The organism is Nocardioides sp. FY1077 (assembly GCF_058681775.1).
Map to the genome: position 1 here is coordinate 342,098 of NZ_JBZWDB010000001.1, position 23,491 is coordinate 365,588.

Annotated in this window: 20 protein-coding genes; 3 read left to right on the forward strand and 17 right to left on the reverse strand. The window is 73.5% G+C overall.

The features are described from left to right. Positions 1–12 precede the first annotated feature (12 nt). Positions 13–1,686 carry a copper resistance CopC/CopD family protein gene (locus AC4OR8_RS01620; RefSeq protein WP_492163823.1) on the reverse strand — a complete coding sequence of 558 codons (1,674 nt, stop codon included), beginning with the start codon at positions 1,684–1,686 and terminating at the stop codon, positions 13–15. Further along, entirely contained in the window at positions 1,683–2,468 is a 786-nt protein-coding gene (locus AC4OR8_RS01625; RefSeq protein ID WP_492163824.1) for a YcnI family copper-binding membrane protein, read from the reverse strand. Before AC4OR8_RS01625 ends, AC4OR8_RS01620 begins: the two co-directional genes overlap by 4 nt. 240 nt (positions 2,469–2,708) lie before the next feature. Here AC4OR8_RS01625 and AC4OR8_RS01630 point away from each other — a divergent pair, with 240 nt between their 5' ends. Then, positions 2,709–2,936 carry a tautomerase family protein gene (locus AC4OR8_RS01630; protein WP_492163825.1) on the forward strand — a complete coding sequence of 76 codons (228 nt, stop codon included), beginning with the start codon at positions 2,709–2,711 and terminating at the stop codon, positions 2,934–2,936. A gap of 242 nt (positions 2,937–3,178) precedes the next feature. On the opposite strand, the gene AC4OR8_RS01635 is transcribed toward AC4OR8_RS01630, so the two are convergent. From AC4OR8_RS01635 to kduI, 10 genes are all read right to left on the reverse strand, one after another. Then, positions 3,179–8,680 (reverse strand): ThuA domain-containing protein, encoded by a 5,502-nt coding sequence (locus AC4OR8_RS01635; protein WP_492163826.1) that lies wholly within the window; start codon positions 8,678–8,680, stop codon positions 3,179–3,181. A 238-nt stretch (positions 8,681–8,918) separates the two neighbouring features. Beyond that, on the reverse strand, positions 8,919–10,016 hold the full coding sequence (locus AC4OR8_RS01640; protein WP_492163827.1) for a sugar kinase: 1,098 nt from the start codon (positions 10,014–10,016) through the stop codon (positions 8,919–8,921). Beyond that, positions 10,013–10,669 carry a bifunctional 4-hydroxy-2-oxoglutarate aldolase/2-dehydro-3-deoxy-phosphogluconate aldolase gene (gene eda / locus AC4OR8_RS01645; RefSeq protein WP_492163828.1) on the reverse strand — a complete coding sequence of 219 codons (657 nt, stop codon included), beginning with the start codon at positions 10,667–10,669 and terminating at the stop codon, positions 10,013–10,015. The genes AC4OR8_RS01640 and eda overlap by 4 nt, the downstream gene beginning before the upstream one ends. Next, on the reverse strand, positions 10,666–12,171 hold the full coding sequence (locus AC4OR8_RS01650) for an aldehyde dehydrogenase family protein (protein ID WP_492163829.1): 1,506 nt from the start codon (positions 12,169–12,171) through the stop codon (positions 10,666–10,668). Before AC4OR8_RS01650 ends, eda begins: the two co-directional genes overlap by 4 nt. Positions 12,172–12,250: 79 nt before the next feature. Beyond that, a complete protein-coding gene (locus tag AC4OR8_RS01655; protein ID WP_492163830.1) occupies positions 12,251–13,318 on the reverse strand; it encodes an ABC transporter permease in 1,068 nt (355 codons plus the stop codon). Next, positions 13,315–14,865, reverse strand: a complete 1,551-nt coding sequence (locus AC4OR8_RS01660) for a sugar ABC transporter ATP-binding protein (protein WP_492163831.1) — start codon at positions 14,863–14,865, stop codon at positions 13,315–13,317. Before AC4OR8_RS01660 ends, AC4OR8_RS01655 begins: the two co-directional genes overlap by 4 nt. Continuing rightward, the gene (locus tag AC4OR8_RS01665; protein ID WP_492163832.1) at positions 14,862–15,809 is read right to left on the reverse strand and encodes an ABC transporter permease; all 948 of its coding nucleotides are present in this window, start codon (positions 15,807–15,809) and stop codon (positions 14,862–14,864) included. Before AC4OR8_RS01665 ends, AC4OR8_RS01660 begins: the two co-directional genes overlap by 4 nt. Before the next feature lie 62 nt (positions 15,810–15,871). Then, on the reverse strand, positions 15,872–16,957 hold the full coding sequence (locus AC4OR8_RS01670) for a sugar ABC transporter substrate-binding protein (protein WP_492163833.1): 1,086 nt from the start codon (positions 16,955–16,957) through the stop codon (positions 15,872–15,874). A 166-nt stretch (positions 16,958–17,123) separates the two neighbouring features. Continuing rightward, positions 17,124–17,903, reverse strand: coding sequence for a 2-dehydro-3-deoxy-D-gluconate 5-dehydrogenase KduD (kduD, locus tag AC4OR8_RS01675; RefSeq protein WP_492163834.1), 780 nt, complete (start codon positions 17,901–17,903; stop codon positions 17,124–17,126). After that, complete coding sequence (gene kduI / locus AC4OR8_RS01680) at positions 17,900–18,718, reverse strand: 5-dehydro-4-deoxy-D-glucuronate isomerase (protein WP_492163835.1); 819 nt, start codon at positions 18,716–18,718, stop codon at positions 17,900–17,902. The genes kduD and kduI overlap by 4 nt, the downstream gene beginning before the upstream one ends. Positions 18,719–18,882: 164 nt before the next feature. Here kduI and AC4OR8_RS01685 point away from each other — a divergent pair, with 164 nt between their 5' ends. Beyond that, complete coding sequence (locus AC4OR8_RS01685) at positions 18,883–19,674, forward strand: IclR family transcriptional regulator (protein ID WP_492163836.1); 792 nt, start codon at positions 18,883–18,885, stop codon at positions 19,672–19,674. Positions 19,675–19,705: 31 nt separating this feature from the next. Here the strand turns inward: AC4OR8_RS01685 and AC4OR8_RS01690 are convergent, their stop codons facing one another. From AC4OR8_RS01690 to AC4OR8_RS01705, 4 genes are all read right to left on the reverse strand, one after another. Beyond that, positions 19,706–20,833 carry a hypothetical protein gene (locus tag AC4OR8_RS01690; protein ID WP_492163837.1) on the reverse strand — a complete coding sequence of 376 codons (1,128 nt, stop codon included), beginning with the start codon at positions 20,831–20,833 and terminating at the stop codon, positions 19,706–19,708. A gap of 87 nt (positions 20,834–20,920) precedes the next feature. Then, positions 20,921–21,511, reverse strand: a complete 591-nt coding sequence (locus AC4OR8_RS01695) for a TetR/AcrR family transcriptional regulator (RefSeq protein ID WP_492163838.1) — start codon at positions 21,509–21,511, stop codon at positions 20,921–20,923. After that, positions 21,508–21,999 carry an FBP domain-containing protein gene (locus AC4OR8_RS01700; RefSeq protein ID WP_492163839.1) on the reverse strand — a complete coding sequence of 164 codons (492 nt, stop codon included), beginning with the start codon at positions 21,997–21,999 and terminating at the stop codon, positions 21,508–21,510. The genes AC4OR8_RS01695 and AC4OR8_RS01700 overlap by 4 nt, the downstream gene beginning before the upstream one ends. A gap of 77 nt (positions 22,000–22,076) precedes the next feature. Continuing rightward, complete coding sequence (locus AC4OR8_RS01705; protein WP_492163840.1) at positions 22,077–22,487, reverse strand: RidA family protein; 411 nt, start codon at positions 22,485–22,487, stop codon at positions 22,077–22,079. A gap of 59 nt (positions 22,488–22,546) precedes the next feature. On the opposite strand from AC4OR8_RS01705, the gene AC4OR8_RS01710 reads away from it, so the two are divergent. Beyond that, on the forward strand, positions 22,547–23,152 hold the full coding sequence (locus tag AC4OR8_RS01710; protein WP_492163841.1) for a TetR/AcrR family transcriptional regulator: 606 nt from the start codon (positions 22,547–22,549) through the stop codon (positions 23,150–23,152). A 13-nt stretch (positions 23,153–23,165) separates the two neighbouring features. Here the strand turns inward: AC4OR8_RS01710 and AC4OR8_RS01715 are convergent, their stop codons facing one another. Further along, complete coding sequence (locus AC4OR8_RS01715) at positions 23,166–23,489, reverse strand: helix-turn-helix domain-containing protein (protein ID WP_492163842.1); 324 nt, start codon at positions 23,487–23,489, stop codon at positions 23,166–23,168. Positions 23,490–23,491 lie beyond the last annotated feature (2 nt).

Consider the following 23,491-nt stretch of genomic DNA (forward strand, 5'->3'; position numbering starts at 1 on the left):
ACGGGTGGGCCTCTAGCCGCCGTCGACGACGAACTGGAGGGTGGTCACGGGCTTGTCGAACTCGCCGGTGCGCAACGACACCTGCACCTGCCAGGTGCCGGGCGACGGCAGCACGACGTCGGCGGCGTAGGCCCCGGGAGCCACGGACTCCACCGGCACCGCGCCCAGGTCGACCTCGCCTGCCGACAGCCGCACCTCGGGGGCCTCCAGGCCCTCGAACGGCTCGCCGGCGAAGTCGCGGGTCTCGACGGTGAGGGAGGTCGCGCCGGTGGCGGGGGGCTCCAGGGTGGCGGTCACCTCGTACGGGCCCATCATCGCGGTCTGCACCCCCGACCGGGCGGCGGCGGCCGCCGCCTCGGCCTCGGGGCTGCGGTCGACGAGCAGGCCCGTCACCAGCAGCACGCCGACCAGCAGCGCCGCCTCGACGCCGGTGGTCCGCACGACGAGCGCGGCGCCCGAGCGGCGGTCGCGGCGCCGGGTGGCCTGGCGGAGGCGCTCGAGCAGCGCGAACCGGTTCCACGCGGCGAGGGCCACCGCGACCACGGCGATGAGGATCTTGACCACCAGGAGCTGCCCGTAGCCGATGTCGACCAGGGCGCTCCACGACCCGAGGATGCGCCAGGTCAGCACGGTGCCGCTGACGACGAGCGCGGCGAGCACGCCGGCCGCGACGGTGGAGAAGCGCACCAGCACCTCGGCGGCCATGGTGTCGCGTCCGGCGAGGTCACCGAGCACCAGCGCGAGGGCGAGCAGCCCACCGAGCCACACGGCGCCGGCCAGCAGGTGCAGCACGTCGACGCCGACGACGAGCGCCTCGGGCGCGGCGGCGCGGGTGTGGCCGGTGAGGGCGGGCGCGGCCGTGGCGACGGCCGCCGCCACCACGGCCGCCACGGCGCGCGGCCGGCCGGGCAGCCCGCGGCCGAGCAGCCCGACGGCGAGGGCGAGCCCCGCCACGACCAGCGCGGTCACGACGTACTCGGTCGAGGCCAGCGCCGACCAGGTGGACCCCTTCGTCAGGGCGCCCGCGCCGCCGCCGACCTGGTAGGCGGCGACCAGCGGCAGCACCGCCAGCCACGCGAGCACGGCGAGCACCGCACCCCCGCGGGCCGCGACGACCAGCCGTCGGCGGGCGGTGCTCGCGGGGTGGCCGGAGGGCAGGAACAGCACGGCGAAGGCGACCAGCCCGGCCGCGACGAACAGCCCGGCGTAGCCGAGCCAGCGCACCAGCCGCAGCGGCAGGGGCGCCTCCGGCACCTCCACGGCGCTCGCCGGAGGGGCGACGACGTCGTCGCTGGCGGCGCCGACGGAGAAGCTGAGCGACCCGCTGATCGGGTGGCCGTCGGGCGAGACCACCCGCCAGACCACCACCAGGGTGCCCTCCTCGACCGCGTCGACGAGGGAGACCGCGAGCTCGCTGCCGCTGGTGGAGGCCTCGGAGGCCACCGGGCTGCCGTCGGCGGCGAACACCTGGACGCCGTCGGGGACCCCCGTGACCGCCTCGTCGAAGACGAACCGGATCTCCTCGGGCGCCGTGGTCAGCACAGCACCCTCGGCCGGGTCGCTGCTGACCAGGGTGGCGTGCGCACCGGCCGGCCCCGCGCTGCCGAGCACCAGCGCGGCGACGGCCGCGAGCACGGCCAGGGCGGCCGCCCGGGGCCACCGCAGGCGGGGACGGCGCCGGGTCACCGCCGGCGGCGCTGGGTCGCCAGGGCCGCGGCGCCCAGCAGCGCGCCCAGGACGGCGGCGGCGAGCGCGGCGAGGGTCAGCGCGTCGGGGCCCCCCTCGTCGGTGGCCGGCGCGCCGACCTCGGCCGCACCGACCTGCACGGTGCCGGCGTCCGCCGCACCGGCCTGCGTGGCGGCGGCCGCGCCGTCGTGACCACCCTCCTCCGCGGCGGTCAGGGTGATCGCGGGTGCGGGGTGCTCGAGGTCGTCCTCGTCCTGCCCCTCGGCCGGGACCTCGATCCAGGCCGACTCCCCCTCCTCGCACCGCTGGACGGTCGGGAATGCCAGGGTGGCGCCCTCGGCGTCCGGCAGCTGGAGGGAGAGCTCGAAGGTGTCGCGGTAGCCGTCGGGCAGCGGGGTGTCGGTGCGGTAGGTGACGGTGTCGACCCGCTCGGTGATCTCGTTGCCGTGGCCGTCGGTGAGCGGCGGGTCGAGCTGCTCCACCTGCTTCTCCACCTCCCACAGCGCGTTGCGGGTCGGGGTCACCGAGGTGACCTCGTCGGGCACCTGGATGCTGATCTCGGTCGTCGGAGAGCCCTCGCACCCGTGGCCCACGCTGACCTCGAGGACGGCGTAGGCACCGGCCGCGGTCGTCGACGGGGTGATCGTCACGTGGGCGCCGGCGGGGGCGGCCAGGGCCACCACCGAGACGGAGACGACGCCGGCGAGCCCGACGGCCCTGACGGCGGCGCCGGCCCGGGTCGGGCGGGTGGGCCGGGCGGGCCTCGCGGCGGTGCGGTTCACGATCACATCCTGGGTGGTGGCGGGCCCGCGAGTTCACCGACGTGAACGACGTACGAGATGGTGACCCACGTCACCCAACCAGCACGCCGAACCACTGTCAAGGTTGTGAACTCGTCGGCACGAACGCCCCCTGCGCCATTGAGCCGCACCCCCAGCGGCCCTACAGTGTCGTTCACAGGAATGAACCGAGGTCGCCCACGTGGATCACTGGCGGACGGCCGTCACAGGAAGGCACCACCCATGCCCAACATCACCGTCGAGCTCCTCAAGGGCCGCACCGTCGAGCAGCGTCGTGCGTTCGCCCAGGCGGTCGCCGACCACGCCGTGGAGATCCTCGGCGCCCGCCGCCAGGACGTCCGCATGGTCTTCAACGAGATCACCCCCGACATCGTCGCCAACGGCGGCGTCCTGGCCAGCGAGGACGACAGCCGCGCAGGAGTGGTCGCCGCCCTGGCCGACGAGGGCTGACCGCCCTCCCCCACCGCACGGCAGCGGCCGGCAGGCGACCGACGGGTCGCCTGCCGGCCGTTCGCACGTCCCGGTGCCCTCGGGCGCGGTCGCGACGACGCGCACGGTTGGTCGAGCAGCGAGGGCCGGAGGCTCGAGCGTCGTCGAGACCACCGGAGGCCACGCTGCGACCAGACGTGGACGACGACACGGGCCCGGAGGAGAACCTCCGGGCCCGTGTCGTCACTCGTGCGGCTGGGTTCCTAGCGGGTGACCCTGATGGTCGTCCGCTCGGTCACCGCCTTGGCCAGGCTGCTGCCGAGGTAGGCCGCCTTGACCGTCATCCGGCCGGTGCGGGTGGCCCGGGGCAGGGTGAAGGCCACCTTGCCCGACCGCACCTTGCCGGTGAGCGCCTTCGACCCGGCCACACCGCCGGTGACGGTGAGCCTGACCCGACCGGTGACCGGCACGCTGCCCGCGGCCCGCAGGACCACGGTGACCTTCGCGCGCTCGCCCTGGTCGATGCGGCCGGGCGCCCGCACCGTCATGCGCGGCGTCGCCTTCAGCACCCGCAGGGTCACCGACCCCGTGGACGCCGCGTGGTCGTCGTCACCGAGGTAGCGCAGGCCCAGGGACCAGGTCCCCGGCTCCAGCGCCTTCGGCGGCAGCGTGACCGAGGCCGCGCCCCCGTCGAGCGTCGCCGTCCCCAGGACCGTCGCCCCGTCGACGACCTCGACCGTCCCGGAGGCACTGTCGGGATCGACCGTCACCGACACCTGACCGGACCGGCCGTACGTCACCGCCGGAGCCGACCCGGTGACCGTGGTGGTCGTCGGCGGGTCGTCGACCTCGGTGACCGTGAGGGTCACCGTCGTGGCCGCCGAGGAGCCGGTGGCGTCGGTCGCGGTGTAGGTGAAGGTGTCGGTGCCGGCGAACCCGGCGTCGGGGACGTAGGTGAACGACCCGTCGGCCTCGAGGGTCACCTGGCCGTGGTCGGGCTGGGTGGCGCCGGTCGCGGTGAGGGGGTCGCCCTCGGCGTCGGTGTCGTTGCCCAGCACGCCCGGTGCGCCGACGGTGAGGGTCTCGCCCTCGTCGGTGCTGTAGGTGTCGGCGACCCCCACCGGGGCGGTGCCGGCCGACGGGCCCTCGAACAGCTCGCCCACCTGCCCGGCGGTCAGCTCGTAGCCGAACATCTGCAGCTCGTCGACCCGCTCGGTGGGACGCGGGTCGTTCCAGCTGGTGTTGCCCACGAAGTTGGCCGTCGTGCCGCCCGCGCCGACGTCCCCGATGTCGATCGGGATGTTGTCGCGGGTGCCGCCGTCCACGAGCGCGCCGTCGAAGTAGATCCGCCCGGTCGTGCCCCCTCCGGTCGGCGAGGGCCCGAGGGTGACCACGACGTGCGTCCACTCGCCGAGCGGGAGGTCGGTCTCCCCGGGCAGCTGCACGCGGTACTGCTCGCCGTTGTCGGCTCGCAGGGTGGCCGCGAAGCCCCTCGCCCCGTTCTCGGTCGAGGACTGCAGGAGGAAGAACTCCTCCGTGCTCTTGCCGAGCTGCAGGTGGGTGGTCCACCCCGGCAGCGCCGTCGGCCGGATCCAGGTCGACACCGAGAACTCGGCGTCCATGCCGGCCGTGATGTCGTCGGGCAGGTCGACGTGGCTCGAGCCGCTCGCCGGGCCCGCGGGACCGCCGGGCAGGGAGACCGCGTCGTCGAACCGACCCGGTGCCCAGCCGGCCTGGCCGACCAGCGTGGCCGCCCCGACGGAGGTGTCGAGGCCGCTGTTGGCGGCCGTGGTGCCCGTGCCCTCGTCGAAGGAGTACCGGATGGGCACGCCCTCGCCCGGCGGCGGACGCTCCACGGTGTGGGTCGTCGTGGCCGTCGAGGTGCGGAACCCCTCGCTGGGGTCGAAGCGGACCTCGACCTGGTGCTCACCGGGCGACATGGTGACCCCGGGGAACGTCGCCGTGCCGTCGGTCAGCTCGACCGGGCCGCCCTGCGGCGTCCCGTCGACGACCAGCTGCGCCGAGCCCGACGCCGGCTCGCCGGCCTCGTCGTCGACCGAGGCCGTGAAGGCCACCGGTGTCGCGAACGGCGACGGGGAGGCCGGGTCGGCCGTGATCGTCGTCGTGGTGCGCAGGGCCGCGCCGTCGTCGAAGAGCCCGGCGACGTCGGTGGCGCTCAGGGTCGAGTCGTAGACCCGCACCTCGTCCATCCGACCGTCGAAGGCGGCGTCGGGGAAGCCGTTGCGTCCGAGCCAGTTGTTCTCGGTCGCCCCGATCTCGCTGAGGTCGATCGTCAGGTCGTCCCGGCTCGCGATCGGCTCGCCGTTCAGGTACAGCGTCCCGGTGGCTCCCTGGCGGGTGAACGCCACGTGGTTCCACTCGTCGACGACCAGGTCGGTCGTCGGGGTGGCGTACACCCGCTCCTCCAGGCCCTGGCCCGCCACCTTGAAGGTCGCTGCCAGCCCGGTCGGGCCGGCCGCGTTGGTGCGGGTCTGGATCTGGAAGAACCCGCCGGCGCCGCCGGTGCCCGTGCCAAGGTGGAACAGGCCGGCCCAGTCGGTCAGCGCGTCGGGGCGCACCCAGAAAGAGGTCGAGAAGTCGTCCACGCCCTGCAGCAGGTCGTCCGGCAGGTCGGCCGCGTTGGCGTTGGAGCCGCCCGGCAGGTCGAGCGACCCGCCGAACACGCCGTCGTCCGACCAGCCCGTGGCGCCGGTCAGGGTCGCTGCCCCGACCGAGGAGTCGTCACCGGTGTTGGCCGCCGACGTCCCCTCGCCCTCCTCGAACTCGTAGTGCACCGGCACGTCGCCGACGCCGGGGTCGGCGCTGGTGACGACGAGGTTGTCGATCATCATGCCGGCGTCGCCCTCCCCCGCAGCGAGGCGCAGCACCTCGGAGCGCTGGTCGGCGGCGAAGGTGCCGACCCAGGTGCCGAAGACCACGTCGCGGCCGTCGCCCTGGGAGGGCAGGTCGGTCCCTGCCGTGAGGGTGGTGTCCAGCGACCCGACGGCCAGCCGGGCGTTGGCGGGCCCGGCGGCGGGTGCCGACCGGCTGTCGCGTGCGTAGCGCAGCGAGATCCGGTACTCGCGTCCGGCGTCGAGGCCCGTGAGGGTGCGCTCGATGCTGCCCGACTGGCCCAGGGCCAGGTGGTAGCCCGTGGCGCCGAGGGCGCCCTGGCTCGCGGCGACGCCGCGCACCAGCTGCACCTGGTTCTCGACGGTCCAGGGGGCCATCCGACCGCCACCGGCGGCGACGTCGACGACCTGGGTGCCGTCGGCGGGGAAGCGCGGGTACTCGAACTGCTCGACGACCTTCGGGGTGCGCGAGTCCATCGCCACCTCGGGGTCGACGTCGACGATGTCGGCCACCGAGGGCGTGCCGTCCTCGTCGAAGACGAACAGCATGTAGGCCCCGGGAGGTGCGTAGGTGCCGTCCTGCGGCGCGGTGATGGTCACCTCGCCGGTGCCGGCGTCCTGCGTGAACTCCAGGTCCTGGAAGTTCTGGTCGTTGTTGAACCCGTGGGTGACCGAGCCGTTGCGGACCAGGGTGACCCGCGAGACCGGGCTGGACGACTCGACGCCGAACGTGCCGCCGTACCCGATCGTGCCGGGCACACCGGTGACCTCGGGCCGCACGGCCGGCTCGTCGCCGTCGAAGAGGTACGACGGGGAGTAGTACTCGACGTCGGTGTAGTTGCGCGGCCCGGGGGCCCCGCCGCCGCCGATCATCAGGCGGCCGTCGGGCAGGAGCAGCGCGGTGGAGTGGTAGAGCCGGGCGTGCTCGTAGGGCACCTCGACGGTGCTCCACGTGCCGGTCTCCGGGTCCCAGATCTCGGCGTTGGTGACGTATCCGCCGTTGCCGTTGTTCTCGCGGCTGCCGCCGGTGACGATCACGTCGCCGTCGGGCAGCACGGTGGCCGTGGGCCAGTGCCTCCGGAACTCCATCGGCTCGGTGGCCTCGACGACCGGGGCGGCGGTGCCGCCGGTGATGTCGACGGTGAGGCCGGCGCGGGCGCCGTCCGGGCCGCCGCCGTTGGCCCACCAGCCGCCACCGACCTGGAGGATCTGGCCCGGTCGGTACATGACCGCGGTGGAGGTGGCACCGACGGGGTTGCCGAGGCCGCCCTGGTTGGCGACCGCTGCGGGCAGGCGGCCGCGCAGCGAGAGCTCGCCCGCGCCGTCGTTGCCCTCGGGGTCGAGCTCGAACATCTGGGTGCCGCTGATGTTGAAGAGGTTGCCGTTGCCCGGGGCCACGAAGGCCCGGGGGTACCACCAGCGGTTCTCGTCGGGCTCGCCGTTGGCCCCGTCGCCGTAGGCGACCGCGCTCTCGGCGCCGTCGAGGAGCTTCCAGCCGGAACCCTCGTCGGGGGTGTAGACCTCGGGGGTCAGGATGCCCGGGCCGCCGGGGCCGCCGCGGAGGCTGCCGCCCTGCACGACGATGTCGCCGTTCGGCATCGTGGAGCCGGTCGGGTACCAGCGGGGGTAGTTCATGGGCGCCTCGTTCTGCAGCCCGTTGTTCGTGGTGTAGCTGGTCACGCCGACGGAGCCGTCGTTCGGGGCGTTCTCCCCGAGGCCGTCGTCACCGCCGACCGTCATCGTGGCGTGGTTGTGCGGGTTCTGCACCTGCATGGAGCAGAACAGGTCGGTGTAGGTGGTGTTCTCGACGATGCCGGAGCGCAGGTTCGCCAGCGTGCGCGTCTCGGCCGGGTCCCACACGTCGACCTCCATCTGGCCGCCCTGGTAGATCGTGCTGTCGCCGGTCCAGTCGTACGGCGTGGGGTCGCCGCCCCGGCCGCCGGAGCTGCCGAAGGACTGCACCGTGCCGTCGGAGGTCAGCGCCATGTTGATCGGCATGACCGGCCAGGGGGTGACCCCGCTCCAGTCGCCGCTGTCGCCCTTCGAGGGGGGCGAGCAGTCGGCCGGCAGCAGGCCGGCGGCGTAGGCGAGGCCGTTGCGCATCTGGGTGCGGATGACGCCCTCGGAGTAGGCGGTGCCCTCGTGGCCCATGCCGGAGTACCAGGAGCGACCGGCGTCGATCTGCTGGCACCAGGTGATCGGGTGCGAGCTGCCCTGGCGGCCCATGCCGTACGACGACTCGTCGGCCTCGAGCAGGGTGCGCACGTCGGGGGCCGGGTTGACGGTCCAGTCGTACCACTCGTCGCTGCGGGTGAACTCGGCCGGCAGGCCCTGCGTCAGCGGGTGGTCGGGCGCCGAGACGACCACCTTGCCGGGCCGGACGGCGGGGTTCTCCGGGTGGCCCTCCGACATGGCGCCGACGAGGCGGCGGTAGAACGGGTTGACGTCGTGCTCGCTCTGGCCCACCGACCAGCCGGTGTAGTGCACGCCCATGAAGCCGCCGCCGCCGCGGATGTAGGTCTCCAGGGCCTCGCGCTGCTGGGTGTCGAACAGCACGCCGCCGGTCTGGGTGAAGACGACCGCGTCCTTGGTGGCGAGGTTCTCCGTGGTGAACGCCGAGGCGCTGTCGGTCTCCTGGATCTCCACCGGCTGGCCGTACTGGGTGCCGAGCTCGGTGGCGAGGTCACGGACGGCCTGGCGCGCCTGCACGTGCGAGGCGTGGAAGTTCGTCTTGTAGAAGAGCAGGACCTTGAGGGTCCCGTCCTCCGGCGCCGCCACGGCCGGCGGCGCGGTCACGGCGCCGAGCACCGAGAGCGCGACGGCCATCGAGGCGACCAGCGTGGTGGTGCACGTCGCGGAACGGCGCAGCCGTTCGGCGGTGCGTCTGCGGACAGACCTGCGAAGCACGTTCATGAGGCTCCTTGGCTCGGGTTCGGCTGCCGCGAGTCCTCGGTCGTCACAGACGGGCACTCCCAGCCGCCCGAACGTATGGCGCACGTCACACAGAGTCAAGAACCCCGTCCCGATTTGTGAACGCAAAATCCGTTTGGTTCACAGACATGAAACTACAGCCCTGAAATGACAACGCCAGGCGGCGGAACGGCCCGAGAGAGGGCCGTCCCGCCACCTGGCGTCCGGTCGTGCGTGGTGCTCAGCGGCGCACGCGCGCGCTCCCACCGCCGGCCAGCGCGTAGACCTCGTCGCGGGTCACCATGGAGGTGTCGCCGGGCGTGGTCATCGCCAGCGCCCCGTGGGCGGCGCCGAGCTCCAGGCAGTCCTGCAGCGGCTCGCCCTGCAGCAGGCCGTAGACCAGCCCGGAGGCGAACCCGTCGCCGCCGCCGACCCGGTCGTAGATCCCCAGGTGGTCGCGGGCCACCGACGACAGCACACCGGTCTCGGGCGACCAGGCGATGGCCTGCCAGTCGTTGTCGCTGGCGCTGTGCACGGTGCGCAGGGTGGTGGCGACCACCTTGAACCACGGCATCTTCTCCGCGACCGTGCCGACCATGGCGGCGAAGCTGTCGATCGGCAGCGTGCGCAGGTGCTCGTCGACGTGGTCGACGTCGAAGCCGAGGGCGGCGGTGAAGTCCTCCTCGTTGCCGATCATCACGTCGACGTGGGCGGCCAGCCGGGTGTTCACGTCGCGAGCGAGCTCGGGCCCGCCGATCCCGGCCCAGAGGCTGGGTCGGTAGTTCAGGTCGAACGACACGACGGTGCCGTGGCGCTGCGCGGCGGCCATCGCCTCCTCCGCGACGGCGGCCGACTGCTCCGAGAGCGCGGCGAAGATGCCGCCGGTGTGCAGCCAGCGCACCCCGCGCCGACCGAACAGGTCGTCCCAGTCGATCGTGCCCGGGGCCATCTGGGCGATCGCGGTGTGTGCCCGGTCGGAGACCCCGAGCGCCCCCCGCACGCCGAAGCCGCGCTCGGTGAAGTTCAGCCCGTTGCGCACGGTGCGGCCGATGCCGTCGTACTCCTCCCACTGGATCAGGGAGGTGCCGACACCGCCCTGCATCACCAGGTTCTCGACCAGGCGGCCGATCTCGTTGTCGGCCAGCGCCGTCACGACGCCCGCGCGCAGGCCGAACACCTTGCGCATCCCGCGGGCGACGTTGTACTCCCCGCCGCCCTCCCAGGCCTCGAACCGTCGTGCGGTGCGCACGCGGCCCTCGCCGGGGTCGAGGCGGAGCATCACCTCGCCGAGCGCGACGATGTCGAACTCGCACTCGTCGGCGGGACGGGTCTCGATCATGACGGGGCTCCCATCAGGGCAGGGGCGGGCTCGGGGGTGGACAGACGTGCAGCGGCGGCGCTGCGGGCGGTGACCTCGTCCCACCGACCCGCGGCGAGCAGGTCGGGGGCGACCATCCAGCTCCCGCCGACGGCCGCGACGGCGCGGTGGGCCAGGTACGCCGGGGCGCTCGCCTCGGTGATCCCGCCGGTGGGCACGAACCGCACCTGGGGGAAGGCGGCGGACAGCGCCTTGACGGTGCCCAGCCCCCCGCTCGCCTCGGCGGGGAAGAGCTTGACGACGTCGAGCCCGAGGTCGAGCGCAGCGATGATCTCGCTGGCGGTGCTGACCCCGGGGATCACCGGAAGGTCCAGCTCCTGGCACCGGAGCACCACCGCGGCGCTGAGCCCGGGCGAGACCACGAAGCGGGCCCCGGCGGCGTGGGCGCGGTCGACCTGCGCTGCGGTGATCACGGTGCCGGCGCCCACGACGAGGTCGTCGCGCCCGGCCATCCGGGCGAGCACGGCGGCGGCCTCCGGCGTGCGGAAGGTGACCTCCGCGACCGGCAGGCCACCGGCCACCAGGGCCGCACCGAGGTGGTCGGCCCGGGCGGGGTCGTCGAGCACCACGACGGGCACCACCCGGTGCGGCCCGAGCACGTCGGTGGCGCTCATCGCAGCTCGGCGATGACGGTCTTGAGCTCGGTGTAGTCGTCGAGGCCGAACGACCCGAGCTCACGGCCCCACCCGGACTGCTTGTAGCCGCCGCGCGGGAGCGTGACGTCGTCGGCGTGCCAGGTGTTGAGCCACACCGTGCCGGCGCGCAGCTTGGAGCCGACCCGGTGGGCGGTGCCGAGGTCGCGCGACCAGACACCGGCAGCGAGGCCGTAGACGGTGTTGTTGGCCGCGGCGACGGCCTCGTCCTCGGTGTCGAACGGGATGGCGGTGACGACCGGGCCGAAGATCTCGTCGGTCTGGATCGCCATCTGCTCGGTGACACCGGTGATCAGGGTCGGGGCGAAGAAGTAGCCCCGGTCGGCGGCCGGCTCGCCGCTGCCGGCGTTGAGGGTCGCGCCGTCGGCGATGGCGCCGCGCACGTAGCCGATGACCTTCTCGTGCTGCTCCTGGGAGACCAGCGGGCCCATGGTCGTGGCCTCGTCGAACCCGTTCCCGACCGTGATCTGGCGGGCCGCCGCGGCGACGCCCTCGACGACCTGGTCGAAGACCGAGCGCTGCACGTAGAGGCGCGAGCCGTTGACGCAGCACTGGCCCTCGTTGAAGTACCCGGCGAGGGCGGCGCCCGCCACCGCGGCGTCGAGGTCGGCGTCGGCGAAGATGATGTTGGGCGCCTTGCCACCGAGCTCCAGGGAGACCTTCTTCAGGTTCCTCGAGGCGCCGGCGGCGATCTTCTTGCCCACCTCGGTGCTGCCGGTGAAGGCGACCTTGTCGACACCCGGGTGGTCCACGAGCGCGGCGCCCGCGTCGCCGAAGCCCGGCAGGATGTTGACGACGCCGGCGGGCAGGCCGGCCTCGAGCAGGAGGCCGCCGAGGCGCAGCGCGGTGAGCGGGGTCTGCTCGGCCGGCTTGAGCACCACGGTGTTGCCGGCGGTGATGGCCGGGACGATCTTGAAGCAGGCCATCGTCAGCGGGAAGTTCCACGGCACGATCCCGGCGACGACGCCGATGGCCTCACGGCGGGTGTAGGCGTGGAACTCGCGGCCCGGCACCGACATCGGGATGGTGGTGCCCTCCATCTTGGTGGCCCACCCGGCGAAGTAGCGGAACAGCTCCGCGGCGACGCCGACGTCGCCGCGGGCCGAGGCGAGGCTCTTGCCGTTGTCGAGCGACTCGAGCTGGGCGAGCTCCTCGCCGTGCTCGTCGATGAGGTCGCCGATGCGCCACAGCAGGTGGGAGCGCTCGCGCGGGCTGAAGCGCGACCACGGCGACGGGGACTCGAACGCCGTGCGGGCCGCCTGGACGGCGCGGTCGGCGTCGAGGGCAGAGGCCTGCGCGACCTGGACCAGCACCTCCTCGGTGGCGGGGTCGACGGTGGCGAAGGTCCTGCCGTCCTCGGCGTCGACCCACTCGCCGCCGATGAGCAGCTGCTTGGGGGAGGACAGGAACTCGCGGACGGCGGGGAGGAGCGCGGAGCGGGCGTTGCTCACGGTGGTGGTCATGGTGCCTTTCCTTGGCGGTGTCTGCGTGACGGTGTCTGCGTGACGGTGGGGCGTCGGGACGTGGGGGCGGGTCGGAGCGCTACTTGATCGTGAGCACCTTCGACCGGTCGAGGGTCAGCGCGACGGCGGCGACGATGATCGCGCCGTAGAGGATCTGCTCGTAGGCCGACGGGACGCCGACGATCGGCAGGCCGACCCGCAGCAGCGTGATGACCAGGGCGCCGACCAGCGAGCGCCAGACGCTCCCGTGGCCGCCGGTGATCGCCGTGCCGCCGACGACGATCGCCGCGACGGCCGGGAGCAGCAGGTTGTCGGCCATCGTCGGGCTGCCGCTGAAGTTGCGGGAGACCAGCATGATCGCGGCCAGGCCGGCGCACGCGCCGGAGACGGTGAACGCGCCGATCTTGACCAGGTCGACGGGGGTGCCGGCCAGGCGGGCCGCCGACTCGGAGTACCCGGTCGCGTTGAGGTAGCTCTGCAGCGGCGTCAGCCGCAGCGCCAGCGCGATCACCACCACGACGAGCACGGCGACTAGGAACGCCATCGGCACGTAGCCGCCGACGTAGAGCGTGAGCCAGTTGGTGGCGTCGCGGTCGACGATGCGGATGGGGCCGGCGTCCGAGATCACGAGCGCGACCGCGGAGAAGATGCTCAGCCCGCCGAGGGTCACGATGAACGACGGGATGCGGAGCACCACGTGCGTGAGGCCCTGCAGCGCGCCGATCGCCGCGGCGACCGCGATCACCGCGAGGGTGGTCAGCCCCCCGAGGTCGGGCAGCCACATCGCGAACAGGACCGTCGAGAGCGACGCCAGGGCGGCGATGGACAGGTCGATGCCGCCGCACAGGACGACGAGCGTCGCCCCGACGGCCAGCACGACCAGCGGCGCCGACGTGCGCACCACCGCGGTGAGGCTGCGCTGGGTGAGGAAGTCGGGGTCGGCGATGGTCAGCGACACCAGCAGCGCCACGAGGGCGATCACCGGCATCGACGACGTGAGCCGCTGGGCGGTCGTCGGACCGCCCTTGACGACGTCGGCGGCAGGCGCGGGGTCTGCGGTGCGGGAGGCCGCGCCCGTGGGGCCGTCGGGGACGCGGGTCCCCGAGGAGCGCAGGGGCGGGGTGGACGGACGTGCGGGGGTGCTCACACCATCTCCTTGACGAGGTCGAGCGGGGTCGGCTTGCCGCCGGCGGGGCAGGCGACCTCCGTGGTCACCTTGCCGTCGCTCATCACGACGACGCGGTCGGCCATGCCGATCGCCTCCTCGAGGCTGTCGGCGAGCAGCACCGTCGCGACGCCGTTGCCGGCGAGCTCGCGCATCAGCCGGTAGACCTCGGAGCGGGCGCCGATGTCGAGGCCGCGGGTGGGGTGGTCGAGCAGCAGCAGCCGGATGTCGCCGGCCACCAGCCAGCGCGCCAGCACCACCTTCTGCTGGTTGCCACCCGAGAGCCGCTGGATCGCGGTGCCGCGGTGCGGGGTGCGGATGGAGAGCCGCTCGATCCAGTGGTCGACCAGCGAGGCCTGCTTGCGGGGCACCACCAGGGGGCCGCTGCAGCGGGCGTGCTGCTTGGTCAGGGTCATGTTGTCGGCCACCGACATCGGACCGACCATGCCCTCGGTCTTGCGCTCGGCCGGCACGTAGCCGATGCCCGCCGCGCAGGCGGCGCGGGCACCGGAGAGGTGCAGCTCCTCGCCGTCGAGGACGACCTCGCCGGCGGTGGTGGGCTCCACGCCGAACAGGGCCCGGCACACGTCCTCGCGCCCGGAGCCGTGCACGCCGACGATGGCCACGATCTCCCCGGCGCCGACGTCGAGGTCGACCCCGGCGAACGTCTTGCCGGAGAGCCCGCGCACGGTGAGCCGGGGCCGCTCCTGCGCCTCGACCGGGTCGGCGAGGTTGCCGTGGTAGTGGTCGTCGGAGCCGGTCGAGCCGATCATCATCCGGTGCAGCTCGCCGGGCTCGGCGCCGGCGGTGGCGACCTCGCCGACCGAGCGGCCACCGCGCAGCACGGCGACGCGGTCGCAGACGTCGAGCACCTCGTCGAGCCGGTGCGAGACGAAGACCACGGAGGCGAACTCGCGCAGCCGGCGCACCTGCTCGAAGAGGGTGTCGATCTCCTTCGACTCCAGCACCGAGGTGGGCTCGTCGAGGATGATCACCGGCGGGTGCTGGCTGCGCTGCTCGATGCGCAGCACCTTGGCGATCTCCACCATCTGCCGCTCGGCGAAGCTCAGGGTGTCGGTGCGGGCCAGGGGGTCGATGTGCGACCCGATCTTGTCGAGCTGCTCCTGCGCCATCCGCCGCATGGTGTCCCAGCGGTAGACGCCGCCGCGCACGCCGCGACCCTCGGAGCCGAGCACGATGTTCTCGGCGGCGGTGAGGTTGGGCACCAGCGACTGCTCCTGGAACACCATGCCGATGCCGTGGTTCGCGGCGTCGACGACGCTCTTGAGCCGGACCTTCTCGCCCCGGGCCCAGATCTCGCCGGCGTCGGGACGCACGAGGCCGACCAGCGCCTTGAGGAGGGTGGACTTGCCGGCGCCGTTCTCGCCGGCCAGGCCGAGCACCTCGTTCTGGTGGACGACGAGGTCGACGCCGTCGAGCGCCTTCACGCCCGGGTAGTGCTTGACGAGGCCGCGCACCTCCAGCGCCGGCGTCATCGGGTGGGGCTGGGCCCCGATGTCGATGCTCACTTGGTCACCTGGTTCCTTCGACGCTGCGGGAAGACCGCGGCGGCCACCGCGGCGACGACGATCAGGCCCTGCACGCCGCCCTGCCAGTAGGGGCTGACCCCGATCTGGACCAGGCCGTTCGTGAGCACCGTGACGAGCAGGACGCCGACCGCGGAGTGCAGGACCCCGCCCCGGCCACCGGTCAGCAGGGTGCCGCCGACCACGGCGGCGGTGATCGCCGCGAAGTCGTAGCCCCGGCCGGCCTGCACCAGGCCGGCGCTGAGCTGGCTGGTCACCATCACCCCGGCCAGGCCGTAGAACGCGCCGGCGAGGGTGAACACCGCGACCTTGTACGGCGCGACCCTGACCCCCGAGAGCGCGAGCACCTCCTCGGCGCCGCCGATCGCGAACGCGTAGCGCCCGAGGCGGGAGTAGCGCTGCACCAGCCAGCCCAGGAGCACGCAGGCCGCGGCGATCCAGGTCAGGTACGACAGCCCGAGGAACCGGTCGACCGCCCAGCTGGCGAGCGTGTCGTCGGTGACGTTGGGCTGCACCCCGTTGAACATCAGGGTCGCGACGCCCAGGCCGATGGCCGAGACGCCGAGCGTGGTCATGAACGACGGCACCTTGAGCAGCACGAGCGCGAGGCCGCTGAGGCAGCCGAGGCCGGCGGCCAGGACGACCGCGAGCAGGATGCCGAGGAGACCGAGGTCGTTGTCGTTGCGGTTGTTGGCCACCAGCAGCGCCACCGCGATCGCGGAGGCGCCCATCACACCGGGGGCGGAGAGGTCGATGGAGCCCATCATCAGCACGAACGTGATGCCGCACGTGACGACGGCCAGCACCGCGGCGGTGTCCATGATGTTCTGGACGTTGCCGAGGGTGCGGAAGTCGGAGCTCAGGACCGAGAAGGCCAGGAAGATGGTGACCAGGGCGATCGGCGGACCGGCGTCCCGGAACGACACCCCCCGCCGAGGCTGGGGGCGCGCCGCGGCGACGTCGACGTCCTCGGCGGGGGATGTCACGGTCACGAGATCGGGCCCTGCGAACGGCTGAAGACCTCGCCGCACTCGAAGTCGGACATGTCGGCCTCGGGGCTCTGGAACTCGGCGACGTTGTCCTCCTGGATGAGGAACTGCTCGGCGTACCAGGCGCGGTCCTCGTCGGCGATGTCGTCGACCGACATCTCGCCGGTGGCGACGCAGTAGCCGATGGCCAGGCCGATGCCGCCCTGCCAGGGGCCGTCGCTGGAGACGGTGGCGGTCATCGAGCCGTCCTGGATGGCGGTGAGCGCGTCGGGCACGGCGTCGATGCCGACCACGGCCACGTCGTCGCGGCCCGCGGCCTTCAGGGCCTCGAGCGCACCGAGGGCCATGTCGTCGTTGGCCGCCCAGATGCCCTTCACCTCGTCGCCGTGCTTGGTCAGCAGGGTCTTGGTGACCTCGAGCGCCTCGGCGCGCGAGAAGTTCGCCGTCTGCTGGTCGAGCAGGGTGACGTCGGGGTTGGCCGCGAGGGACTCCTCCAGGCCGGCGTACCGGTCCTTGGCGGCGCCCGTGTCGAGGATGCCCTGCAGGGCGATGATGCCGCCCGAGCCGCCGATGGCCTCGGCGAGCGCGTCGCCGATCTGCTGGCCGGACTCGACGCCGTTGTAGGTGATGTGGCTCAGCCACTGGTCGTGGTCGGTCACCGCGAGGTCGGCGGGCTTGTTCCACTGCGTCACCAGGAACGCGCCGGCCTCCTGCGCCTGCTCCACGATCGGCGGGGTGTCGGAGTCGCCGTTGGGCAGGATGTTCATGACCAGGCACTCGGTGTCGCCGGCGAGCAGCTGGCTGACCTGCTCCTGCTGCTTGGTGGAGTCGGCGTCGTAGGTGAGGCGCTGCTGCTCGAGGCCGACGGACTCGGCGAAGGCGTCGCCGCCGTCGAGCCAGGAGGCCTCGTAGGGGTTGGACTCGTTGCGGACCTGGCCGACCAGCTTGACGTCCTCGGGGGCGCAGGCCGCCCCGGAGGCGGAGCTGTCGTTGCCGGCCGCCGACTCCTCGCTGCAGCCGGTCAGGGCGATGGCGGCCAGCGACAGGCTGAGCGCCGCAACGGCGGAACGGGACTTGACGATCATCGTCGATCCTCTTCTCTGAGTGCCGGACGTCCGGCGAGTTGGGTCCGAGAGCTGTGGGGTGACCGCGGGGCGGCCGTGGTGGGGCTGAGCTGTCTGTGGGGCGGGGCTGAGCTGGGTGGGGCTGTGGGGCTGTGGGGCTGTGGGGCTTTGTGGGGCGTAGGGCGGGTCAGCGGGCCATCCAGCCGCCGTCGACGACCAGGACGTGGCCGTTGACGTAGTCGGCGGCCGGGGAGCTGAGGAAGACCGCCGCGCCCGCGATGTCGTCGGGGGTGCCCCAGCGACCGGCCGGGATCCGGCCGAGGATCGCCGAGGAGCGCTCGGGGTCCTGGCGCAGCGCGGTGGTGTTGTCGGTGGCCATGTAGCCGGGGGCGATGGCGTTGACCTGCACGCCGTGGGGGCCCCACTCGTTGGCGAGGGCCTTGGTGATCCCGGCGACGCCGTGCTTGCTCGCGGCGTAGGAGACGACGCGGATGCCGCCCTGGAACGCCAGCAGGCTGGCGATGCTCACGATCTTGCCGTGGCCGCGCTCGACCATGGGCCGGCCGAGGTGCTGGCTGAGGAAGAACAGCCCGCTGAGGTTGATGTCGACGACCCGGTTCCACGACTCCGGGCTGAGGTCGACGGTGTCCTCGCGCTCGATGATGCCGGCGTTGTTGACCAGGATGTCGACCTGGTGGCTGGCGGTGACCTGCGCGCAGACCTGCGCGATGGCCTCGTGGTCGGAGACGTCGAGGTCGACCACGTCGACGTCGCGGCCGAGGCCGGCGACCATGTCGCGGGTGTCGTCCTGGCTCCCGGGCAGGCCCACCAGGACGACGTCCGCGCCCGCCTGGGCCAGGCCCAGCGCGACGCCCTGGCCCAGGCCGCGGCCCGCGCCGGTGACGACCGCGGTGCGACCGTGCAGGTCGAACGGCGAGCGGCGCTCGGTCTCCACCTGCGTGCTCACAGCTGGTCCAGGGGGACGGGTGCGAGGTCGGTGTAGTCGTTGTTCTCGCCGGTCATCGCCCAGATGAAGGCGTAGGAGCCGGTGCCGGCGCCGGCGTGCACCGACCACGGCGGCGAGATGACGGCCTGGCGGTCGGAGACCACCAGGTGGCGGGTCGCGCCGGGCTGGCCCATGAAGTGGAAGATCCGGGCGTCCTGGGCCAGGTCGACGTACAGGTAGACCTCGGTGCGGCGGTCGTGCAGGTGCGGCGGGCAGGTGTTCCACACCGAGCCGTCGGCCACCACCGTCACGCCGAACTGCAGCGCGGCCGTCTCGAGCTCGGAGCCCCAGGCGTAGCGGTAGAGGTGGCGCTCGGAGGCACCCTGCGCGGCGCCGACCGGCACCGGCTCGACGGAGGCGTGCTCGACCGGCGTGGTCGGGTAGGTGGCGTGCGCGGGGGCGGAGACGAAGTAGAAGGCGGCGTCGGCCCCGGCGAAAACGACCTCGCTGCCGCGGCCGACGTACAGCCCGTCGAGGTGGGCGAGCTCGAACTTCTCGCCGTCGACGAGGACGTGGCCGGGCTCCCCCACGTTGACGATGCCGAGCTCGCGGCGCTCGAGGTGGTTGCTCACGCCGAGCACCTCCTGCCAGGCCGGCAGCTCCAGCTGCTCGGAGCCGGGCACGGCTCCGCCGACGACCAGCCGGTCCTCGTGGGTGTAGACCCCGTGGACCTCGCCGGCCGCGAAGAGGCCGTCCGCGAGGAAGCTGGCGCGCAGGTCCTCGGTGGTTGCTGTCTCGACGCCCGACGGCGATGTTGCGTAACGCACCTGAATCACGGACTGCTCCTCGACTTCGTGAACTGTGTTCCTCTATGTGAATCAGGAAGGTACACGTGACCCTGGTCACGGTCAAGCAACTGAAGTGTGTCCATATCTGTGAACTGGCGCTACCCTGGGGCAGTGCGGCTCGCTCTGCACGCCCCCCGGCTCCAGGAGGCCCCATGCAGCTCGAGAAGACGACCACCGGCCTCGGCGCCGCCGGCCCGGTGAAGTCCGCCGCCCGTGCGCTCGACCTGCTCGACGAGATCGCGGCCAACGGGCCCGGCACCCAGCTCCAGCTCTCGACCCGGCTGGGCATCCCCAAGAGCAGCCTGCACGCGCTGCTGCGCACGATGACCGACCGCGGGTGGCTGCAGACCGACCCCACCGGCAGCGTCTACCAGCTGGGCATCCACTCCCTCGTGGTCAGCTCGGCCTACCTCGACGGCGACTCGGTCCTGGCCCGCGCCGCCTCGGTGATGGACGAGGTCGCCACCGCCACGGAGGAGACCGTCCACCTCGGCCGGCTCGACGGCTCCCACGTCATCTACACCGCCAAGCGCGAGTCGGCCCACCCGCTGCGGATGCACTCCGCGGTCGGCCGCCGGCTCCCGGCGTACTCGACCTCGCTGGGGCGCGCGATCCTCTCCGAGCTGCCCACGGAGGCCCGCGCCGACCTCGTGCCCGAGACCATCGCGGCGATGACGCCGCACACGACCACCGACAAGGACGCCGTCCTCGCGATCATCGAGCGGGCCTCCGCGGTCGGCTACGCCGAGGAGAGCGAGGAGTCGTGCCTCGGCGTGCGCTGCTTCGGCGTCGCGCTGCCGTTCGGCCGCCCGGTGTGCGACGCGCTCAGCGTCGCGGTGCCGATCAGCCGCCTCGACGGCGGCCGGCAGGACTTCATCATCGAGACGCTGCTCAGCGTCAAGGCCCGGCTGTCGCTGGTGCTCGACAACAGCATGGTGCGCTGAGGCGGCACGGCACCCGCCCCGGCCGCGCGCCTCACGGGAGGAAGCGGGCCCAGCGCAGCGCCCTGACCCCGGCCACCCGGGTGAACTCCCCGCCGGCCACGACGCCGGTGGGGGTGGCGGTGATCGCCCGGATGCCCCAGAAGCCGTCGAACGTCGGACGGAACGCCGTGTCGACCGCCCCGGTCACGGCGTCGGCCGCCAGCAGCTTCAGGCTGGTGTCGCCCCCGAACCCGTCGTGGAAGCCGAACCACACGACGCCGCCGTGCTCGTCGACCGCCTGCACGTCACCCATCGCGGTCTGGCGGAAGAGCCGGCGCCCGTCGGTGGCGCGCCAGCCCATCACGGCGTTGGCGCTGCCGGCCAGGCCGGCGTAGACCCGCGCACCGTCGTCGCTGACGTCGAGCGCGAGGGTCGGGCTGACCGACGTCGCGAACGCCGGACCCGTGGCCTCCCCGGTCGAGGCGGTCACCGCGCCGACCCCGGCGCGCGGGATGCTGCCCAGACGGGAGAAGCGACCCGCGACGTGGACGGTGGAGGGGCTCGCGGGCGCCACTGCCACGGCCAGCACGCTGCCGTCGGGGGAGGGTGCAAAGCTCGCGTCGAGCGCGCCGGTGGTCGCGGAGACGCGGGCCAGGCGGGGCCGGGCGGTGCCGTTGACGGTGGTCATCTCGCCCCCGACGTAGAGGGAGGAGCCCGCCAGCTCGAGGGCGCGCACCGTCGCGTTCGCGTTCGCGCGGAAGGCGCCGTCGACCGCGCCGGTGACCGACGACAGCCGGGCGACCCGGGCCCGGGAGACGCCGCCGATCGAGGTGAACTGCCCGCCGGCCCAGACCGACCCCCCGGAGGCGACCAGCGCCCGCACGACCGACGACGCGTCGGCCCGCCAGCCGGTGAGCAGCGCGCCGCTCGACAGCGAGAACGCCGCGAGGTTGCGCCGGGGCACCGTCTGGCCCGTCGGGCTGACGGCGTTGGCGAAGCTGCCCCCGACCACGACCACGTCGCCGGTCACGGCCGTGGCGTGGACGGCGCCGTCGACGCCCCAGGCGCCCGCGGGTGTCGGACGCACGGGGGCGGCCTGCGCCGCTGGGCTGACGCCGAGCGCGACGGTCGTCAGGACGAGGGCCACCAGGGCCCCGAGCAGTCGGGAGACGGGGGTCATCGACCGACACTGCGCCCCGGGTCGCGGGGGCGCATGCCCAGTCTGGGGTATGCCGCCGACGTCGGGACGCCGCCCGGGCGGCCGACGTCACCCCCCGGGCCCGGCCGTGCCGACCGGCCAGTCACGGAGCACGGCGTCGAGGACGTCGACGGCCCGCCGCCACGACTCCTGCGCCGGCGGCTCGCGGTGCGCGAAGGCGCCACCCGCCTCGAGCTGCACGAAGCCGCGCAGCACGCTCGCCAGGAGCCGCACGGCGTGCACCCGCTCGGCCTCGGGCACGGCGTACCCGCGCAGGACGGCGAGGGTCTGCTCGGTGACCCGGGCGCCGGCCTCCGCCAGCGCGGGGGTCACCGCCTGGTCGAGGTGGCCCGCGGCCTCGAAGCGGCCGGGGTGGTCGCGGGCGTAGTCGCGGTGCACGTCGGCCAGCGCCACCAGCGCGGCGCGGCCCGACCGGCCGGCCAGGGCCCGGTCGGCGCGGTCGGCGAGCTCGGTGAGCGCGAGCGCCGTGAGCTCGGCGTGCAGGTCGTCGGCACCGCCGAGGTGGGAGTAGATGCTGGGCGGGCGCACGCCGAGGTGGCGAGCGACGCTGCTGACGCTCACCTGACGCATCCCGTTGACGTCGGCGAGGTCGGCCGCCGCGCGCACGACGACGCCGCGGCTGAGCCCGGCGCGGCTCACCGCAGCACCCGCCGCAGGAACGTGTCGAGGTTGCGCTGCAGCCGCTCGACCTTGTACTCGACGCTCGTGGTCTCCTCGACGAGGCTGACGACCGGCAGCGGCGCCCACCCGCGCACGTAGCCCGAGCAGCGCAGGTCGCTGCACGCGTCGACGCCCACGGTGTTGCCGTCGCGCCCGGCCTTGCCCGCTCGGTTGGCGACCATGAGCGAGACGCCGCTGCCGGGGTGGACGGTGCAGCACAGCGTGCACATCCGCGTCCGGCCCCCACCGCCGCCGGCGTTGCGCCGCAGCCGCACACCGGTCGGCCCACCCTCGCCCGGCACGACGAGCGCCGCCTGCTGCGGGGCCCGCGGGTCGACCCAGCCGAGGAAGTCCATCGCCTCCCAGCGCAGGGAGTCGAGGTCGGGCGGCAGGTTCAGCCGCGTGGCCTCGCCCCGGCTCGCGTTGACGAACGACCCGCGGATGTCGCGGTCGGTGAGGGCGTCCATGCCCTCACCGTAGGTGTGCCTACAGGTTGTAGGCAAATCCCTACAGTGCCACCAGGTCCGCCGCGGCGCGGAACGGCTCACTCGAGCACCGCGGTGGCCTCGACCTCCACGAGGACGTCGGGCTCGGCGAGGGCGGCGACGCCGATGCCGGTGAGCGGCGGGACCGGGGGCTCGATGCCGAGACGGGCACTGGCCCGGGCGACCCCCTCGACGAAGGCGCCCATCTTGTCGGCGGTCCAGTCGACGAGGTAGACGGTCAGCTTCGCGACGTCGGCGAAGGTGGCGCCGACCTCGGCGAGGGCGGTGTGCAGGTTGAGGTAGACCTGCTCGACCTGGGTGGCGAGGTCCCCCTCGCCGACCTTCGCACCGTCGGCGTCGCGGGCGATCTGACCGGCCACAAAGACCAGTCGGGTGCCGGTCGACACCGACACGTGGCGGTAGAGCGGGACCTCGGGGAGGCCGGCGGGATTGACGAGGGTGACGGTCATGGGGAGCTCCTTCGACGGGTGTTTTCCATAACAACACAATGCTATGTCATCGTGTTCCCGTGGCCCGCCCGAAGGATCCCGCCGTCCGCACGCTGCTCCTCGAGCGCGCCGCCCAGCTGCTGCGCACCCGGCAGCCGGTCACCCTGCGCTCCCTGGTCGCCGGCACCGGGGTCTCCACGATGGCGGTCTACACCCACTTCGGCGACATGGACGGCCTGTGGCGCGCGCTGCGGCAGGAGGGCTTCGTCCGGCTCGGCCAGCGGTTCGACGCCGTCACGGTCACCGACGACCCCGTGGCCGACCTCGTGGCGTTCGCGCGGGTGTACGTCGACACCGCCCTCGAGCTGCCCGACCTGTTCCGGGTGATGTTCGACGCCAGCGTCGACCTCGAGGACCTCGCCGCCGCCGACGTCGTCTTCGAGCACATGGTCGCCGCCGCCCGTCGCGCGCGGGACGACGGCACCCTCGCCGCCGAGGTCGAGCCGCTCGCGGTCGCGACCCAGGCCTGGGCCGCCGTCCACGGGCTGGCGTCGCTCGTCGCGACCGGCCCGCTGCCGCCGGGGACCGTGCACCTCGGGGCGGCGATGCTCACCGGGCTGCTCGTCGAGGCGGGCGCCGAGGCCGGCGCCTGCCGTGCCTCGGTCGCCCGCGGCTGGCGAGGTTGACGAGCTGGACCGGTCACGCCTCGGGCACGCGCCACCGTTCCGGTCGCGCTGACCTCGGGCCAGCCGGGGTCGCCCAGGACCCCGGCTCGTCGTCGGCCTCGACCACGTCCTGCGGGGCGCTCTGCACCGGGGCGAGCAGGCCGACCTCCCAGACGAACCGACCCACGACGTAGCGGCCGTCGGGCAGCCTGCTCAGCGCCCCACCGGCCACCAGGTCGGCCAGCAGCCGGTGGGCGGTCGACACCGGCAGGCCGGTCCGGGCCGCCAGCTGGGTCAGCGTCTGCTGCCGGTGGTCCTCGTCGAAGGCGAACAGGAGGGCGAGCGACCGCGAGGCCACGC

Coding starts and splice junctions, on each gene's coding strand:
- AC4OR8_RS01630 (WP_492163825.1), top strand. CDS start 2,709: ATGCCCAACATCACCGTCGAGCTCCTCAAGGGCCGCACCGTCGAGCAG.
- AC4OR8_RS01700 (WP_492163839.1), bottom strand. CDS start 21,999: ATGGACGCCCTCACCGACCGCGACATCCGCGGGTCGTTCGTCAACGCG.
- AC4OR8_RS01635 (WP_492163826.1), bottom strand. CDS start 8,680: ATGAACGTGCTTCGCAGGTCTGTCCGCAGACGCACCGCCGAACGGCTG.
- AC4OR8_RS01670 (WP_492163833.1), bottom strand. CDS start 16,957: ATGATCGTCAAGTCCCGTTCCGCCGTTGCGGCGCTCAGCCTGTCGCTG.
- AC4OR8_RS01690 (WP_492163837.1), bottom strand. CDS start 20,833: ATGACCCCCGTCTCCCGACTGCTCGGGGCCCTGGTGGCCCTCGTCCTG.
- AC4OR8_RS01640 (WP_492163827.1), bottom strand. CDS start 10,016: ATGATCGAGACCCGTCCCGCCGACGAGTGCGAGTTCGACATCGTCGCG.
- AC4OR8_RS01685 (WP_492163836.1), top strand. CDS start 18,883: ATGCAGCTCGAGAAGACGACCACCGGCCTCGGCGCCGCCGGCCCGGTG.
- AC4OR8_RS01650 (WP_492163829.1), bottom strand. CDS start 12,171: ATGACCACCACCGTGAGCAACGCCCGCTCCGCGCTCCTCCCCGCCGTC.
- eda (WP_492163828.1), bottom strand. CDS start 10,669: ATGAGCGCCACCGACGTGCTCGGGCCGCACCGGGTGGTGCCCGTCGTG.
- AC4OR8_RS01705 (WP_492163840.1), bottom strand. CDS start 22,487: ATGACCGTCACCCTCGTCAATCCCGCCGGCCTCCCCGAGGTCCCGCTC.